The sequence below is a fragment of the Sulfitobacter sp. M13 genome (assembly GCF_053474885.1).
In genome coordinates this window covers 43,270-60,516 of the sequence record NZ_JBRKBN010000005.1, presented here as the reverse complement: position 1 = coordinate 60,516, position 17,247 = coordinate 43,270, and the positions used below count along the sequence as shown (strand labels likewise).

Sequence of the window (17,247 nt, the reverse complement as noted above, 5' to 3'; positions counted from 1 at the left end):
CGATATGCGGAAGCGCACGGTCGCATCTACTCCTTGCTATCTTTCCGATTTCTCCATACGGCTTATTCCTCAGGCGCTCCATCAACGCGCGCGATCTTTTTCTCTAAGGTCAACCTAAGCAGACCAGGATGCCTGAAAATTGCTACCGGATGTTTCCGGTCAAATTCCAACACCATCCCATCAGGGTCGCGTTGGGGACCTTCGACATTGCTTCGATACTGTTCTGACGCTGATTTTCAGCACGTTGGACATGCTTGATCCGCACTTATTGCCGGGATCAGGCGTTTTGGAATTTTTTCTATAAGCGTTCAATTTTTGGACAACACAACGATAGCTCTCTTTTGGGCTGCGCCTTCGAACTCGATTTATGCCCTCTCGATGTCCCCGCCTGACCCTCGCGCGCGGACGTATCATGGGTGTGACGGCTCCAAGATCCTGTCTTGGTGCTGTTGGAGTATGACTAATGTTAGACAAGTATCTACTGTTCACACCTGGCCCCGTGAATGTGGCCGAAACATTGCGCGCGGCGATCTGTAAAGAAGATATCTGCCATCGCGAACCTGATTTCGATGCCCTTCTGAGTAGCATCGAACATAAACTAATCTCGCTGTTTCAGATCAGAAACCGAGCCCGGTATCGAGCAGTGGTGATTACGGGTTCCGGCACGGCGGCCAACGAGGCAATCTTGTCTTCTGTCGTGGGCAAGGGTGCTATTCTGATCCTATCGAACGGTGAATTTGGGGGGCGCCTGCATAAAACATCGCGGATCCACAACAAACACACCCATCTGATTGAGATGCCCTGGGGCACGGAATTCGATCCAGCCCAAGTTGCCGCCTATCTGTCGACGCACAGGATCGACGTTGTTGCGATGGTCCATCATGAGACCTGTTCAGGGATGCTGAACCCGTTGGCCGAGGTCGGTGCCATCTGCAAAGAGGCCGGCGCGTTGTTCGTGGTCGACGGTGTCAGTTCCGTCGGCGCTGAAGTGATTGATATGGAGGCGTGCAATATCGCTTTTGTGTCCAGCTCCAGTTCCAAGGCCATCGGCTCTTATCCCGGTCTGTCCTTTGTCGTTGGACGGAAAAAACATTTCAAAAGGCTGAAGCGCCATGCGGCAAAGACGACCTACCTGAACTTGGCTACATTCTATGCCTTCCTGAAACACCACACTCAGACACCTAATACCCCCGCTGTTCCACTGTTCTTTGCACTGGAGCAAGCACTCACGGACATCCTGCGCGAAGGCGTCATGAAACGCTATGCACGCATCAAGGCCCGAGCTAACCTGCTTCGTGTCGGCATGCGCAGGCTGAACCTCGATTTCCTAATCGAGGAGGCGGACATGTGTTCGATCCTGACCACTGTACGGGTGCCGCCGTCGATTTCTGTGCGCGATCTCCGCGACAGATTGCGTGAGAAATCCATCATCATCTACGAAGGCAAAGGGTGCTTTGCGGGCAAGGTCTTTCAGGTCGGCAACATCGGAGAGTTGTCCGACTACGACATTCGCTTCTTTTTGGCCGCGCTCAAAGACGTATTGCTGGCGTTGCAAGCCGAAGCGGCTGAACTCGTCGCACCTGTAAGGCCTACAGGCGCAACTTTAGTTATGCTGCCGATGCCAAAACGTTTACAAGAAAAGGTGGTGTCATGACAGGCAAGTTGACACAACTTTGGGCCACAAAAACCCGCGATGATGAATGGTGGTCGTCGTTTGTTACGTCACCGCTGGCCATTCTCGCCAATTATGGGGCTGTGGAAGCGCGTTGGATCACCCCGAACCGGATCACGGCGGCCTCTTTTGTGGTGGCAGTGTTGGCGACCGTTGGGATTCTTGTCGGTGGTACTGCTTGTTTCATTGCCGCTGCACTCTTGATCCATCTCAGCCACATCCTCGATTGCATGGACGGACAAATGGCACGCTACCGACGCGTGTCCTCACCGCAAGGTAGTTATTATGATCGCCTGACCGATCAGGTGCAGGTTGGGTTGTGGTTCGGGGCCGTCGGATACGCCGCTTATGCTCAGACCGAGAGCGTTGTACCTGTATTCCTCGCTATGATCGGCATCGCGTTCTACGGGTTGCGTGGATATGCCAAATACGTGGCACTCGAAATCGAAACGGCCTGTGACTCAGATTATCCGATGAACATGGCGAGTTCGAAAAAGGTGGAAAAATTGGCGGGTTTGGGCTTTGGCCCACGTGCCAACTTTGAGTGGTTTCTGCGCGAACAACGCAAAGTTCTCGCATTCGATGAAGGTGTGTTCATCTTCATGCTCTCAGCAGCGCTGATTTTTGATCAAATCGTCCCAGTGCTTTGGGTTTTTGCGGCCAGCCAGCTGTTCTGGGGCATCTTCAAGTCATGGCAAAGAGGCAAGAACATCGGGGAAAACCTGAAATTGGCCCTTCAAAAATAGCACCCCACATCTCGCCTTATAAAGGACATCAGAAATGAAAAATGAAATCAATCGCCCGCCTATGGCAGTCATTCTGGCCGCAGGCATCGGCTCGCGGCTCAGCCCTTTAACCGACAACTGCCCGAAAAGCCTGTTGTCCGTCGGCGGTTCCGTTATTCTGGAACGGATGCTCCGAAATTGTCTGAGTTGCGGCATATCACAGTTCGTATTGGTGCTGGGGCATCGCTCGGACGAGATCAAGCAGTTCGTCGACAAGACATTCCGAGGCATTCGCGTCACCTATGTAATCAACGAGCGTTACCGCGAGACCAACACAGGCTATTCCCTTATGTTGGCCTCGAAAGCTATTGGCACTGCCGACTTTATCAAGTTCGACGCGGACGTGGTGTTTGATGTGAAAATTTTACGCCAACTTATTGATAGTGAACATCAAAACGTCTTGTGCATTGATCAAAACATCGCGCTTGAGGACGAAGAAGTCAAAGTCATCACCGACGACCAGATGCAGATCCTTGAAGTAGGCAAATCGGTTGATCCCAAATTGGCTATGGGTGAATCGATCGGGATTGAGAAAATCAGTGCCAAGACAGGCCCGTCGCTCTTTGCTGAACTTACTGAAATGATGGAGAGCAGAAACCATTTTCAGGATTACTACGAGGCCGCCTATGAACGGTTGGTGGTGAAAGGAACAGCCTTTCGTGCGCTCGATATCACCGGTTTGAACTGGACAGAGATTGATACGGCGCAGGATTACGCTGCAGCAAATGCGATATTTGGAACGCCGATCTCAACCATTTCGCGTGCGCAACAAAGGACGATCGACGAGGCTGCTGAGAAAACAGGCACGCTGGCGTAGCTCCATCAAGTCAACACCATCCCCCGCTCGACAGGGCAACGGGTGGACGATAGCAGTCAAGCTGCTGCCACAACGGCACCAGATCGCTGCATTTTGGAAGGACAGACAATGGCTAAAGGTAAAAACAGCAAGAAAGAGGCGAAGAAACCAAAACAAGAGAAGCCGAAAGTTTCTGCAACTGCGAATTCTAATGCCGGAAAATCTGCGCTTTCGATTTCTGGTAAGATGGTGAAGTAACTCTCCGGGATCAAGAGCAAGGGAACTGATCTTTGGAATGAAAAATACCGAAGAAATATCGTTCGTGGCCCTATTGCAGTGGTCTGTCAGCGCAACCGCCTCACTAATACTGGCACTCGGGTATGGCGAGTGCCAGTAGAGTCTAAGCGTGCCACCCTTACCTCGGAAACCTTTGAAAGAAGCATTTCCATGAAATTCAGCCACTTACATGACCGTGTCTTGGTGCGCAGTATTGAAGAAGAGGAAAAGATTTCCGGCGGTCTGATCATCCCCGAAACTGCAAAAGAAAAGGGGGGTGTTCGTATATTAAGTTGGTCCGCTAAGCGGGCAAAGTCACCGTTGGTCAAACACCCGAAATGATCATACCTCGAATTTTCACCGCTTTCTCAAAGTGATCCAGTTCGTGCGTTTTGATCCACCATTCGGCGGCTTCCATAAGCAACGCTGGATCGTCATTTCTGTTGGCAAAAAACGCGTAGAAAGAAAGACCTACGGTCTCTCCTTTTTTGGCGATCTTGTCATTACAGACCGCGACCGCCTTGTGTCTTAAGGTTTCTCTCATACTGTTTGCGGCCTCTTAGGGAATAAATGATCCATTGGAACATAAGGCGAACTGACGAAAGCCGCAACTTGGGATATTTGGTCGGTGTGAGCTGCCTCCGAAACTGCCATTCGTTGAGACAGGTTTCACACAAGGTAGGTGTTACGACGACCGGATCAGTTCTGCGGCTGTCATTCCAGCGCAACATGCAGGATCTGGAAATGGCCCCCCCCTCGGCTGGGGCGATTGTTTCAACAACCGGCATCTGCTTGGTCCCATCGGAAACATCCCGCCAGCGGAGGCTAAGCAGAGAAAATTACATCTCAGAAGTGCGGTTTTTTTAGGTACTACAGTTTCTATCGCGGCCAGCAAATCGGTGTCGGGAAAGGGCTTAGACAAAACTTTGCAGTTTCCCAGGTCTGCAGCAGAGGCTACCTGGACGCCGCCGGTCGCGAAGACCGCCGGCAGATTATTATTCAGTTCCCTGGCGCCTTTGGCGAGCTCTTCCCTGGAGATCTTCTGAGTCCATTCAGCTTGTTTTCATGACAAAAATGTATTTCGCAACTTAGTCAGCCTACCGTGACATATAACACATATGAAATAGGTAGCGGCAATCCCGCTCCTAATAGCAGCTTGATATTTGTATGACTCGTCAACTGAGTAGTGGCAGGGGGTGATTGCTATCCGCAGACCTGTCGAAGGCCGCGAACTGACCCGCCCCGGATTTACCGGAGACCTATAGCTTCATTTCACGCGACCAGATCGAGCACGTCACGCTGTGCATAGAAGTTCTCTTCGGCCTCGGCTGGCGGGATATTTCTGATGGGGCCAAGCAGACGCCGGTTGTTGAACCAATCGACCCAGCCAAGGGTGGCCATTTCCAGGTCCTGCATGTTGCGACATGGACCCTGGCGGTGGACCAGTTCGGTTTTTTTAGTGACCATTTATAGTTTCAGCTAGGGCGTTGTCGTAGGAATCCCCGATGCTGCCGACCGATGGTTCAATGCCTGCTTCGGCCAAACGCTTGGTATAGCGAATGGATAAATATTGCCCGCCCACTGCCCGGCAGGGCATTGTGCGGCAATGCACGATAGGGGAGAATAAAGTCAGTTTTGGCAGACCGGGAGACCCGCCATCAGACAATGCGATCAGCGAATGTGTCGATAACAAAAGCCATATAGACAAAACCCTGCCACCCCTATCGTGACATTGCTTCGCAATGCCCTGCCGGGCAGTGGTTGACACGTAGGTAAAATCGCTGAGCCAGAGCAGGTTCGGCGCAGGTGCCCTGAAGATCCGGTTCACCTTGTCACGCGGACAGGGGGCAGATGTGTCCGGGATCGTTGTTTTGACAACCTTTCCACGCACCGCACCACGGATGCCGATCTGTTTCATCAGTCGCTCCACCGTGCAGCGCGCCAGTTCAAAGCCCTCGCGCTTCAGTTGATGCCATGCCTTAGGGACGCCGTAGACCTCGTAATTCTCATCCCAGACCCGCTGGATCTCCGGGCAAAGCGCTCGGTCACGCTGGTGACGCGCCGAAGCTTTGGACGGATCAGCGAGGCATACCACGCGGTGGTAATATGTCCCCTCTCGGCAGATTGCTACGCAATCGCCTGCCGGGCAATGGACGGCGCGATCGGCAGGACCCTGCAGATCGACTCGACGCCGTAGACAACGCGCTGATCCTCAATGAAGACGATCATCGCTTCAGTGGGCGGACGAGTTCCGTCCCGCTGCACGGCAACACATGCTTGTATGTGTGAGAGTGGGCGCAAAATAAGCTGACGCCTTGCGCAGTTCACGGTTTTCCCGTTCCAGCGTCTTGATGCGATCACGCTCTTCGGTTGTCACTCCGTCGCGCATGCCGCTGTCCTTCTCAGCCTGCTTGACCCATCCGCTCAAGGTTTGGGGAATACAGCCGATCTTGGGTGCAATGGCCGCAATCGCGCCCGCCTGCGTTTCGTATGAACCTTGATGCTCAAACACCATCCGGACCGCACGTGCGCGGACCTCAGGCGAGTAGCGATTTGCCATTTTTCTTTTTGTCATAACCATCATCCTTACTTAAGTTGATGGTCTCCGACAAACTCGGGGCACTTCATTCTCTGGTGCGCCGCTTTTGCTCACGCACGTAATACGTCACCGTCGTGAGGCTGCCTGCATACCCATACTCATCACGCAGTCGTTCAAAAATGCGCTTCGACGTGTGACGCTGTTTTTTGATCAAGGCTTTGTCGGAGCGCAGTATTTCGTCGATGACACCAACGTAATTATCAAGCGTTGGCCGACGCGGGGGTTCTGAACGCTGATATCCGGGCGGCAGCTCATGGCGGAGCATCTTCGCGATCGTCTTGCGATCCTTATTGAAATAACGCGCCGCTTCTCAAGCTGACATGCCGTCCTTCAAGCAGGCACGGCGCACACGATTATAAATATCCCCAGAATACATCTCCCGCCCTCCGACTAAACGAAGGACACAAACTGGCGGAATTTTACTCCGCTACAACTGCGATGCGCAGCCGCTTCTGTGGCCCATTATTGATCCGCGTTTTACAGGAGACTGACTCAGGATGATTTGTACCATTTGAAAGCTGTCTCTACATATTGTGGTTCCTGCTTGGCGCTAGTTTTATGTCGTCGAACCAGCGACGGTCGAAATTGTCAACGACGGCTTCGAATTGTGCTTCAAGATCACCTTGGAGGAAGTAGTATTAGAGCAGAATGCCAGGCTGCTCGTCTGCTAATGCCTGGGAAATTCCGTAGTTACAGATTAATGGGGCTTATTAGCATCTTGCCTAGTGGCCAGCATATGTCCGATCTCGCGCTTTTCGGGAATTTCACCTCCGTTTTGTCGATCCGCGCTTTATCAGCTCCACGCCTAGCCGGATGTGAGGCGTACGGATGGCCGCGCGGTCAGCGATTGCGTCCCGTAGCAAGGCCATTGCTCCTGTGCCGACCTCATAGCGCGGCGTCGCTACAGAGGTTATGCCGGGGTTGAGATGCCGCGACATTTCGAGATCGTTAAATCCGCAAATACCCAAGTCCTTGGGAACGTTGATGCGACGGCGTTCAGCCTCGAACAGCGCGCCGGCGGCGAGGTCGTCGTTGTTGCAAAATACTGCATCGGTGTCTGGCGCTTGCGCAAGAAGATCGCTTAGCAGTTGCCCGCCCATACCGACCGAGGACGGGTGGATCGTCGTGATTATACGGTTCGAATCGTAAACCCCGCGCCCCTGCGCTTCCGCTGTGAAACCCGCAAGGCGCGCCTGCGAGCGCGGGTCCATTCGCGCACCCAGAAATCCGGGCTTTTTGTACCCCGCATCGATCAAGTGCCGCGTGCCTTCGACCGCACCATCGTAGTGTGAGAACCCGATCATGAGATCAATCGGAGAATCCGACACGTCCATAATCTGCACAACAGGACAGGGGGCGGTCTTGAGCAGCGCGCGCGCTGCTTCGGTTTGGTCGATCCCTGCCACAATCAGCCCGGCAGGGCGCTGACGCAGGAAGGTGCGCAAAAGGTTTTCTTCTTTGCTGGGGCTGTAACGGAAATTACCAATTTGTACCGACAAGCCTGACCCGTCGACCACATCGTAAACGCCTCGCAAGACGTCAGAAAATACCGAGTTGGTCAGCGATGGGACCAGTAACCCCACCACATTTGTCCGCTCGGACGCGAGCGCCGAAGCGGCTTGATCCGGCACATACCCTAGCAGTTCGATCGCGGCCTGAACCTTCTTTCGCACGCCGGCCGAAACCATGTCGGGTGAGCGAATCGTCCGCGATACTGTGATAGCGCTGACACCAGCCTCAGCTGCGACCTCGTTCAACGTAACCCTCTTGTAGTTATTATACTTTTCCATGCGATGAAACGTATCACACGCGTAGGTCTTTGTGAATAGTTGACAGATGACAGCGCTGTCATTAGCGTCCGCTCATCGTCACTGTTAACGGTCACGACTTTTTAGGGAGGATAAACACATGCGCTTTACCGCTAGGCTTCTGGCCGCAACCGCACTTGTCAGCGCCGGGCTGACCGGTGTCGCTGCCGCACAAGATTTTTCGCTCAAGTTCCAGTCATCCGATCCGGCGGGCAATGCCAACTTCTTGCTCCAACAAGAATGGGCCAAAGACGTGGCAGCCAAAACCGATGGTCGCGTCGAAGTCGATCTGCTGCCCGTTGAAACAATCGTCGCACATACTGAATCTCAGGATGCCGTGGCGGCTGGCATTATTGATGGCCACGTGACCGACACCTCGTATTTCGCCGGCAAAGAGCCGGCGTTTGGTCTGATTGCCAATCCGGTCGGGGCATGGTCAGACCCGCAGCAGATGTTCGACTTTATGGAGAACGGCGGCGGCAATGAGCTGATGAACGAAATGCTTGAACCCTACGGTTTGCATTTCATCGGCGCGACGACCCCCGGTCTCGAGGCATTTCTGTCGAAGGTGCCGCTGGACGGTGTGGACGATCTGAAGGGGCTGAAAATGCGCGCGCCCGAAGGTATGGTGCAGAAAGTCTTTGCCGCGGCGGGCGCGTCTCCGGTCAACTTGCCTGGCTCCGAGGTGTTCACTTCGCTTGATAAGGGCGTGATCGACGCGGCGGATTATACCGTCTTTTCAACCAACCACGCGCAAGGCATGCATGACGTGGCAAACCATCCGGTATATCCCGGCTTCCACTCTATGCCGTTGGTCGAAGTTTCGATCAACAAAGGTGTATGGGATTCGATGCCTGAGGATATCCAGATTGCACTGGTGGACTCCGTAAAAGACTTCCGGCAGCTACAGGTGTCGACTTTGGCTGAGAGCGACATGGCCGCGGTAAAAGAAGCTGAAGCCAACGCCGATATCACCGTGCATAATTGGTCCGATGCAGAGCGCGCCAAGTTCCGCGCCTTTGCCAAGACCGAATGGGAAAAGGCGGCAGAAGCATCCGACGCATCGCGCAAGGTCTATGACACGCTGATCGCCTACCTCGAAAAAAACGGGCTGCTTCAGTAAGCGGCCTAACTAAAAGCACCCTTCCGGACTGTCCGGAGGGGTGATCGCTCGGGAGGGGCATATGCAAGACAGGATCGATCCCAACAGCGCGGTAAGCGCACCTGTGGATATTGACGCACCCAAGGGGGCGATCCCCGAGGCTGGGCTGTTAGGGCGCGGCATTGACCGCATCGGTATTATTTTTGCCTTTGCCATCCTCGCCTCTGCCGCGATCCTCGGGATCGAGGTGGTCTTGCGCTACGTTTTCAATGCGCCAACGATTTGGGCCCATGAGACGGTGATTTTCCTGAACGCCACCGCTTTTGTTTACGGTGGGCTTTATGTGGTGTCGCGGGATGCGCATATCCGTGTGGTCCTGATCTATGATTACCTGTCAGCCCCGTGGCGGCGCATTTTTAACGTGGTGATTTCGCTGGTTTGCCTTGTGGCAACAGCCTTCTTCGGCTGGGCCGCATGGCAAAGCCTTGTGCGTGCGGTCTGGACGCCAACCGGCGCGATACGGCTAGAGAGCAGCGGCAGCGCATGGGACCCGCCCACACCGGGGATGCTTAAAATTTTTCTCTTTACAATTCTCGTGGTTATGGCTGTGCAGTTCGCTGTGCTTGCTTTTAACTACATGACAAAACAGGACCGGTGATGGACCTTCTTACAGCGCTGTTCGACTTTAAGGCCATGGGGATCGAAGTGGCGACAGGCGCGATGTTCGTCGCCTTGTTCCTGCTGCTGATCACAGGCATGCCGCTGGCTTTCGTGACCCTACTGGTGGCGCTGATCTTTGCACTCGGATGGTTCGGTCCGATGGCTGTGCCATTGATTACCAGCCGGATCTTCAGCTTCGTCAATTCCTTCGTTTTCGTGTCCGTGCCGATGTTCGTATTGATGGCGGCGATCCTTGATCGATCTGGCATTGCACGTGATCTGTTTGACGCGATGCGCGTCGTCGGTGGCCGTCTGAGGGGCGGCATTGCGATCCAAACCTTGCTGGTCGCCGTGGTGCTGGCGGCGATGTCCGGCATCATCGGGGGCGAAGTCGTTCTGCTGGGGCTGCTGGCGCTGCCCCAGATGTTGCGGCTTGGATATGACCGGCGACTGGCCATCGGCGTCTGTTGTGCGGGCGGCGCATTAGGTACAATGGTGCCCCCGTCCATTGTGTTGATCATCTATGGCCTGACGGCGTCAGTCTCTATCGGGGATCTGTTCACCGCGTCTTTCCTGCCCGGCCTGATGCTGGCAAGCTTCTATATCATTTACGTGCTGGTGCGGGCCTATATGAACCCTGACATTGCACCGATCCCGGAACCGGACGAAACGACGACTGCGGAAAAAATACGTCTGCTCAAAGGCTTGATCTTGCCGATTATCGTGGTGATCTTTGTACTGGGATCGATCTACGGCGGCATTGCCTCTGTCACCGAAGCCTCTGCCATCGGGGTCATCGGCGTCACACTGTCCACGATTATCCGCGGCGAATTCACTACCGAGCTGATGGTGGGCGCCGCTAAACGGACCCTAGCGACCGTCGGGATGATCGTTTGGATCGGGATCGGTGCTTCGGCGTTGGTCGGGGTCTTTAACCTGATGGGAGGCATCACCTTCGTCTCGAACTTGATCACCGGCGTGTCCGACAACCCCACCGTGATTGTCTTGTTCATGATGGCGATCCTCTTTGTCCTTGGCATGTTCCTGGATTGGGTCGGGATTGCACTGCTGACCATGCCAATCTTTGTCCCGATAATCCGCGATCTTGGCCTTGATCCTGTGTGGTTCGGTGTCGTCTTCGCGATGAACATGCAAGTCAGCTTCCTGTCGCCGCCCTTTGGTCCAGCTGCTTTCTATCTGAAGTCGGTGACCCCGCCCGATATCTCTTTGGGAGAGATCTTCCGCTCCCTTCTTCCCTTTATTGCCCTTCAAATCCTTGCGCTTGGTATTCTCATTGCCTTCCCTGGCGTGACCGGCCGCTGAAAGACGAAACATGACCGACACCAAATCTTTGCGCTCCCGTAAGTGGTTCGACAATCTCGACGACCCAGAGATGACCGCGCTTTATATTGAACGATACCTGAACTACGGGCTCACGCTCGAGGAACTGCGGTCGGGCAAACCGGTAATAGGTATCGCGCAAACCGGCAGCGACCTTAGCCCATGCAATCGCCACCATATAGAGCTGGCCAAACGGACCCGCGATGGGATCATCGCCGCCGGGGGCATCCCGATGGAAATCCCGGTGCATCCGATCCAAGAAACAGGCAAGCGCCCCACCGCGATGCTGGACCGCAACCTCGCCTATCTTAGTCTGGTCGAAAGCCTATATGGCTATCCGATAGACGGCGTCGTCCTGACCATCGGCTGTGACAAAACCACGCCTGCGCTACTGATGGCGGCGGCAACGGTGGGGATGCCAGCCTTGGCCTTCTCTGTCGGGCCGATGCTGAACGGCTGGCACCGTGGCGAACGCGCAGGATCAGGGTCGGTAATCTGGCAGGCGCGGCAAGAGCTTGCGGCAGGCACAATCGATGCCGAAGAATTTCTAGAGATCGCCGCCTCTTCCGCCCCGTCGGTCGGGTTCTGTAATACGATGGGCACAGCGTCGACGATGAATTCCCTGTCAGAGGCTTTGGGCATGCAGCTGCCCGGGGTTGCATCGATTCCGGCACCCTACCGCGAACGCGGACAGGCAGCCTATCATACGGGGAAACGTATCGTCGATATGGTCCACGAGGATCTGCGTCCGGCCCAGATCATGACCCGCGAAGCCTTCGAGAATGCCATTGTCGTTAATTCCGCGCTTGGCGGATCGACCAACGCTCCGATCCACCTCAATGCCATCGCGGCACATCTTGGCATCGCGCTGAGTAACGGTGATTGGGAGGAATTCGGCCACACCGTGCCATTGCTGGTCAATATGCAGCCGGTCGGCACCTATTTGGGCGAAGATTTCCACCGTGCAGGGGGCACCGCCGCTGTAATCGGTGAATTGTTGCGAGCTGGGCTTCTGCCACATCCTGATGCTTTGACTGTGACCGGTCAAACGATCGCCGAACTCTACACCGACACGCCGATCCTTAATGATGATGTGATCCGCGGCGTGGCGTCACCGTTGAAACCCAATGCGGGTTTTTTGAACATGAGCGGCAACTTGTTCGACAGCGCTTTGATGAAAACCTCTGCAATCGATGTGGGCTTTCGGGCGCGCTATTTCTCGAACGCGGAAGAGGCTTTTGAGGGCCGTGTCGCGGTATTCGACGGGCCAGAGGATTTTCACGCCCGCATCGATGACCCCGCGTTGGGGCTGACCGATGACAGCGTACTGGTGATGCGCGGCGCAGGGCCCAAAGGCTATCCCGGCGGGGCCGAAGTGGTGAACATGCGCCCTCCAAGCTATCTAATCAAAAAAGGCGTCCGCGCACTGCCTTGCATCGGCGACGGGCGGCAGTCCGGCACCTCTGGCTCGGCGTCAATCCTCAATGCGTCACCCGAAGCTGCGGATGGTGGCGGGCTTGCGCTGCTGCAAGACGGCGATCCAATCCGGATCGACCTGAAACAGCGCCGCGTTGATGTGCTGCTGGATGAAACCGAGCTTGCCGCGCGCCGCACTGCCCTTGATGCTACGGGGGGCTATGCGCAGCCAGAGAGCCAATCCCCCTGGCAAGAGATCTTCCGCGAGAAAGTACGCCCTTTCTCCGAGGGTATGGTCTTTGAAGGCGCGACCGAATACCGCGATATCACAAACCGCGGCCTACCGCGCAACAATCACTGATCCCATGCGCGACTTTGATATTATCTGCATTGGCGAACCGCTGATCGAGTTCAACCAAATCAACGGTACGGAGTGGCATCAGGGGTTCGGTGGTGACGTGTCAAACGTCGCCATCGCCGCAGCACGTCTTGGCGCGCGCAGCGCCATTGCAACGCGCTTGGGCGACGACGGCTTTGGACAGGAGCTTCGAAACCTTTGGACGCGCGAAGGCGTCGATGCGTCCTACGTTGCCACTGACGCGTCGGCCCCCACGGGGCTCTATTTCGTGCGACACGAGCTAAATGGGCATCGTTTTGAGTACCGTCGTGCGGGTTCTGCTGCCAGCAGAATGACAGCGGACACCTTGCCTGTTGAGGCCATACTGAGCGCCCAGTTCACCCATGTCTCCGGCATCACTCTGGCCATCAGTGCCAGTGCGCGTGACGCCGGGCTGGAGGCGATGCGTATTGCGGGGGCAGCAGGACGGCAGGTTTCTTTCGATCCGAACTTGCGGCTAGCACTTTGGCCGCTCGAAGAAGCCCGCTACGAGATCACTCAAGCGCTCGGGCTGGCGAATATCGCGCTGCCTGGTCTGGATGATGCGCGCCAGATCACGGGTCTGGATGCACCCGAAGACATTGTGCGTGCGTTTCACGAAATGGGTCCGGAGGTGGTCGCCCTGACGCTCGGAGAGGAAGGCGCGCTTCTTGGCCACGCTGGAACGATTACGCATATTCCCGGCGTTCCTGTCCCCGCCGTCGACGCCACGGGTGCCGGAGACTGTTTCGACGGGGCCTTTTTGACCCGCCTGTCGAAAGGAGACGCGCCTGAAGCCGCATGTCGCTATGCCGTCGCGGCCTCGGCACTGTCTGTCCAAGGCTACGGTGCCGTCGGACCGCTGCCTACTGTTGCCGACATGTCGGCGGGATAACCAAGCGCGCGTGCTCGCGAGGACAGAAGCGCTCTGCACGTTTGAAATGAAAGTGGGTTTACGCTGAGGTGCTCCACGAAAACTGGGAACTGACGTAAACTCTAACTTGCTGTCTGTCGATCTTCATCACGAAGGATGATCGAAGATGTCGAAACGAAAGCAGCACGCCCCTGAGTTTAAGGCGAAGGTGGCGTTTGAAGCCTTGAAGGGCCAAGAGCCTGTGTCGGAACTGGCGAGCCGGTTCGGTGTGCATCCGACGATGAACCAGCTCGGTTTTATAGAGACCATTTATCGTTTCAGCGAAGGGCGTCTATCGGGCGTCGTCAGATCGACCCGAGATAATACCCGATTGCCTCAGCCAATTCAGTTTCCTCGTAGCCGAAATGAGAGCGTACGACCTCCTCCAACTTTCGGAACGTGGCAGCGGCCTGACCGAAATTTCCGTCACTCGGGTCTTCCGCCAGAGCGTCCGCTGCATGGCCGAGGCGGATGATTAACTCATGGACCACTTCGTGCTCTGCCTTCAATTTGGCCACGACCTCACGGAATTTTCCTCCACCCGCCGCCTCGATCCGAGGGAACATGTCGGTACCTTCAATGTCGTGGTGCATTTTTAGCACCTGGCATTCGCGCCCGCAAAGTGATCCGAACGCCCTGAAATTCTCTGCCATATCTAGCGAAAGTACGATCCGCTTAAGGTGTTCAGGCGGCGTGTCCAGCGCTTCAATCCGGGCCAAGACTGCACCTATTTGGGCTATCTCCATCAGATAATGGCGGTGGATTGCCGCCAGTTGACGCCCTTGACGACGGTGTATGTCCGTTGCCTCCGACACTGGCGGCGCTTTCGGCCGGGCAGCCTCGTCGAGGCTAAGTTCATCCAGTGATTGGGTCAAAAAGTCAGTCATGATCAATAACAAAACCCTTCGTCACGCTAAGTCAAGGACGGCTCCGGGCTCTGTGATCCCTTTGGATGCAACGCAGCGCTTTCGGTCAACTCGGGTTGTCGCTCTAGGAGGGCGCGGCGGATCGGAGGACCAGCCATGCCAACAACAAACCCCTGCTATTCGCGCACGTTGCCCTGCTTGCGACCCGGGGCACCTCGTGGGAAAAAAGCCGCTAAAGCCCTAACGTATCTGGGCAACCCGTGTCAGAGTGGAAATGGCCAAGAACCATTGCGATCTTGTGCGCTGAAAGTCTTTTTTCACAGCGTCGGGCCAGATCAAGGTTCGAGCATCGGTCCTGCGAAGTAAGACACAGGATCCCATAACTGCTTTTATATAAAGTAAAATATCAGGTTTATGAACCGATGGTAGCTTTAGCGACGAAAGAGTTCGCCTTATCTGGTTGGTTTGGTTATGCGGCGCGTTGTCCGTGCCGCAAACAATAGATTACAGCTTACGGCAGGGTCCGAATTTCTGGGAGAAGCTCAGTGGCCCGACACTTTTTGGCAAGGTTTCGGGTTCGTATCTAACTACTCAAAAAGTACGTCTTCAAGTCAACACTCGGCTCTTCTCTTTTTGACTCCCGGCAGGAGTAGTTTGCAAATAGCTTCTTCGCATTCTCCCTTTTCCAGCCGCTCAATTGCCAGTGCAATACGGCGAACATGCGTTACGCAGCCAGCACCTTGAAGCTCCGCACAGTGAGCTGCAGTTCGTGCCGCAGTCATTTCTGAATACGGGTAGGCCATAGACGGGGCACGACACATTTCGACGGCGTTAGTGCGCTGCGCAGCGTAAAACCTACCGGCGTTATCCCAGGTGCCAGGAGGGTTAGCCCTACGTGCTTTACGAAAGTAGAGTTCTATCGCGGAGTTAATCTCGGGGGTGGGATACGCCAACCCGTATGCTATTGGTATTAATGCGATCTTTTATAGTTTCGTTCATGAAAATCTCCTGTATAAAACGATTTTGAGTGCGAATTAATTTTCGCTCTGCTCAATTAGTTATAATAAAAAAAGGGTTTCGGAGAGATTTACGTTTTGCGGATTGGCATACCATCACATTTCTGAATATTTTTTTGGTCAATATACAGCACCTCCCAATCTTCAAATGGATAGGACGCGCAGGAGGTATTGTGAGATATGTTTCAGGTTCAAAATTTATCTAATCGTCGAATATACATTCTTCGTTTGGATGGCGGGTGCTGATGCTGGGGCATGAGGGACACAATTCCCAGGTGTTAAGGCAGTGAGGAAGGAGTTTAGCGTGCCCCGTATTGAGGCAATTTAATTGCAACCTGCCATTACCTTAACCTTCCCTGTGCAGCTCAGCTCGAAGGGAGGGGGGGGCTGACGTTTTAAAAGCGGGTCTGCTGGACTATTATATTACTCAAGAGGCTGGCTGCATGTGCCCATGCTGCCAGCCTTCAATTTTGAATCACTGTTGAAAGTATATAAGCTTAGTCCATGATCTTACGCGTGAAGTTTACCAACCGCTCAGCCTGGAAAGCCACGGACTTCTTTCCGGTATCGCTCAGCTCGCCAGGGGTGCAGGAATACCCATATGGGTTTCCGCCATCTTTAAACTTTATCGGATCGGCATAGCCTGGTGGTACGATGATCGCCCCCCAATGCATCGCCGTCGTATAGACCGACTGGATCGTCATTTCCTGCCCGCCTTGGGGATTCTGAGCGGATGTGGTAGCGGTAATGGCCTTGTTCGCTAAGGCACCACTCTGCCACAGCGGGCCGAGCGTATCAACGAAGGCGCGGAACTGGCTGGATGGAACGCCGAACCGAGTTGGTACAGAGACGAAATATCCGTCTGCCCATTTCATGTCATCCGGCGTCGCTTCCGGTATGTCTTCCATCTTCTCCAGCTGCTCGCGCCAGGCGTCTTGACCGTTCACCACATCCTCAGGCGCGGTTTCCTTGCAGCGGCGTAATCTGATTTCGGCACCTGCCGCTTCGGCAGCACGGGCTGCTTCAATAGCTACACCGTGATTGGTGCCGTAGGTTGAATAGAATAGAACTGTGATCTTAGGCGTCATGAAATTCCCTTTCGCAGTTATCTCATTGCAAACTATAGCCCGCGCATAATGGTTCCGAGTGCGGCAGGGATTCACAGGTCAATGCCAGCGCACATGTTGCGACATTGGAAGGTGGACACAGCAGATTGAGAGCGATGGAAATGCACAGTGCAGGGTCATCGCAGGGTAAGTCCCACATGGGGCAAAGCCGTAGGGGATGATCAAACGTCCGTCGGTTATCCCGAAAGTGTCGATCAGAGCGATCTCTTCCCGGTGCCGCGTGCTCTCCTCTGCGTCACGCTTGGCGCGATCCGACGCTGTTTCCGGATCAATTTCAACAACTGATGCGCATAGAAAGTCCCCTCTCGTGACATTTGCTTTGCAAATGGACTGACGGGCAATGGAAGGGGCGATCTTCAAAACGCGACAGATCCGCTCGACCCCACCTACCTCCGGTGCTCTTTGATAAACCGGATCATTTCCGAAATGGGCGGTCGAGTATCGGTCTTGGTCAAGGGCGTTTCGGTTGCCAATCGCGTTCTTCTCGTAGGAGC

Annotated in this window: 15 protein-coding genes, 1 pseudogene and 1 other annotated feature; of the genes and pseudogenes, 10 read left to right on the top strand and 6 right to left on the bottom strand. The window is 54.8% G+C overall.

Annotated features, from left to right (window positions below; all coding sequences use genetic code 11):
• Positions 1 to 463 precede the first annotated feature (463 nt).
• The 5 genes from ACVBAU_RS18155 (at position 464) to ACVBAU_RS18135 (ending at position 3,871) form a co-directional block, all read left to right on the top strand.
• Complete coding sequence (locus ACVBAU_RS18155) at positions 464 to 1,654, top strand: pyridoxal-phosphate-dependent aminotransferase family protein (RefSeq protein ID WP_448329758.1); 1,191 nt, start codon at positions 464 to 466, stop codon at positions 1,652 to 1,654.
• On the top strand, positions 1,651 to 2,418 hold the full coding sequence (locus tag ACVBAU_RS18150; protein WP_448329757.1) for a CDP-alcohol phosphatidyltransferase family protein: 768 nt from the start codon (positions 1,651 to 1,653) through the stop codon (positions 2,416 to 2,418). Before ACVBAU_RS18155 ends, ACVBAU_RS18150 begins: the two co-directional genes overlap by 4 nt.
• Positions 2,419 to 2,452: 34 nt before the next feature.
• The gene (locus ACVBAU_RS18145; protein ID WP_448329756.1) at positions 2,453 to 3,274 is read left to right on the top strand and encodes a phosphocholine cytidylyltransferase family protein; all 822 of its coding nucleotides are present in this window, start codon (positions 2,453 to 2,455) and stop codon (positions 3,272 to 3,274) included.
• A 108-nt stretch (positions 3,275 to 3,382) separates the two neighbouring features.
• Positions 3,383 to 3,511 carry a hypothetical protein gene (locus ACVBAU_RS18140; RefSeq protein ID WP_448329755.1) on the top strand — a complete coding sequence of 43 codons (129 nt, stop codon included), beginning with the start codon at positions 3,383 to 3,385 and terminating at the stop codon, positions 3,509 to 3,511.
• A 189-nt stretch (positions 3,512 to 3,700) separates the two neighbouring features.
• A complete protein-coding gene (locus tag ACVBAU_RS18135) occupies positions 3,701 to 3,871 on the top strand; it encodes a hypothetical protein (protein WP_448329754.1) in 171 nt (56 codons plus the stop codon).
• Here the strand turns inward: ACVBAU_RS18135 and ACVBAU_RS18130 are convergent.
• From ACVBAU_RS18130 to gntR, 4 genes and pseudogenes are all read right to left on the bottom strand, one after another.
• Positions 3,855 to 4,073, bottom strand: coding sequence for a DUF6500 family protein (locus ACVBAU_RS18130; protein WP_448329753.1), 219 nt, complete (start codon positions 4,071 to 4,073; stop codon positions 3,855 to 3,857). The two genes, ACVBAU_RS18135 and ACVBAU_RS18130, sit on opposite strands and share 17 nt — an antisense overlap.
• 728 nt (positions 4,074 to 4,801) lie before the next feature.
• A pseudogene (locus ACVBAU_RS18125) lies at positions 4,802 to 6,104 on the bottom strand (IS3 family transposase).
• Positions 5,684 to 5,807: a sequence feature (AL1L pseudoknot), on the bottom strand. It overlaps the preceding pseudogene by 124 nt.
• A gap of 49 nt (positions 6,105 to 6,153) precedes the next feature.
• The gene (locus ACVBAU_RS18120; RefSeq protein WP_448329752.1) at positions 6,154 to 6,393 is read right to left on the bottom strand and encodes a hypothetical protein; all 240 of its coding nucleotides are present in this window, start codon (positions 6,391 to 6,393) and stop codon (positions 6,154 to 6,156) included.
• A gap of 499 nt (positions 6,394 to 6,892) precedes the next feature.
• A complete protein-coding gene (gene gntR, locus ACVBAU_RS18115) occupies positions 6,893 to 7,918 on the bottom strand; it encodes an HTH-type transcriptional regulator GntR (protein ID WP_448329751.1) in 1,026 nt (341 codons plus the stop codon).
• A gap of 118 nt (positions 7,919 to 8,036) precedes the next feature.
• Here gntR and ACVBAU_RS18110 point away from each other — a divergent pair, with 118 nt between their 5' ends.
• The 5 genes from ACVBAU_RS18110 (at position 8,037) to ACVBAU_RS18090 (ending at position 13,726) form a co-directional block, all read left to right on the top strand.
• On the top strand, positions 8,037 to 9,059 hold the full coding sequence (locus ACVBAU_RS18110; protein WP_448329750.1) for a TRAP transporter substrate-binding protein: 1,023 nt from the start codon (positions 8,037 to 8,039) through the stop codon (positions 9,057 to 9,059).
• 61 nt (positions 9,060 to 9,120) lie between these two features.
• Positions 9,121 to 9,696: a TRAP transporter small permease subunit gene (locus tag ACVBAU_RS18105; RefSeq protein WP_448329749.1), complete on the top strand. Its 576-nt coding sequence runs from the start codon at positions 9,121 to 9,123 to the stop codon at positions 9,694 to 9,696.
• Complete coding sequence (locus ACVBAU_RS18100) at positions 9,696 to 11,021, top strand: TRAP transporter large permease (protein WP_339912681.1); 1,326 nt, start codon at positions 9,696 to 9,698, stop codon at positions 11,019 to 11,021. The genes ACVBAU_RS18105 and ACVBAU_RS18100 overlap by 1 nt, the downstream gene beginning before the upstream one ends.
• 10 nt (positions 11,022 to 11,031) lie before the next feature.
• Positions 11,032 to 12,816, top strand: coding sequence for an IlvD/Edd family dehydratase (locus tag ACVBAU_RS18095; RefSeq protein ID WP_448329748.1), 1,785 nt, complete (start codon positions 11,032 to 11,034; stop codon positions 12,814 to 12,816).
• Between the two features lie 4 nt (positions 12,817 to 12,820).
• On the top strand, positions 12,821 to 13,726 hold the full coding sequence (locus ACVBAU_RS18090) for a sugar kinase (RefSeq protein WP_448329747.1): 906 nt from the start codon (positions 12,821 to 12,823) through the stop codon (positions 13,724 to 13,726).
• Between the two features lie 323 nt (positions 13,727 to 14,049).
• On the opposite strand, the gene ACVBAU_RS18085 is transcribed toward ACVBAU_RS18090, so the two are convergent.
• Positions 14,050 to 14,631, bottom strand: a complete 582-nt coding sequence (locus tag ACVBAU_RS18085) for a hemerythrin domain-containing protein (RefSeq protein ID WP_339912678.1) — start codon at positions 14,629 to 14,631, stop codon at positions 14,050 to 14,052.
• 1,492 nt (positions 14,632 to 16,123) lie between these two features.
• The gene (locus ACVBAU_RS18080) at positions 16,124 to 16,714 is read right to left on the bottom strand and encodes an NAD(P)H-dependent oxidoreductase (protein ID WP_448329746.1); all 591 of its coding nucleotides are present in this window, start codon (positions 16,712 to 16,714) and stop codon (positions 16,124 to 16,126) included.
• Positions 16,715 to 17,247: the final 533 nt, after the last annotated feature.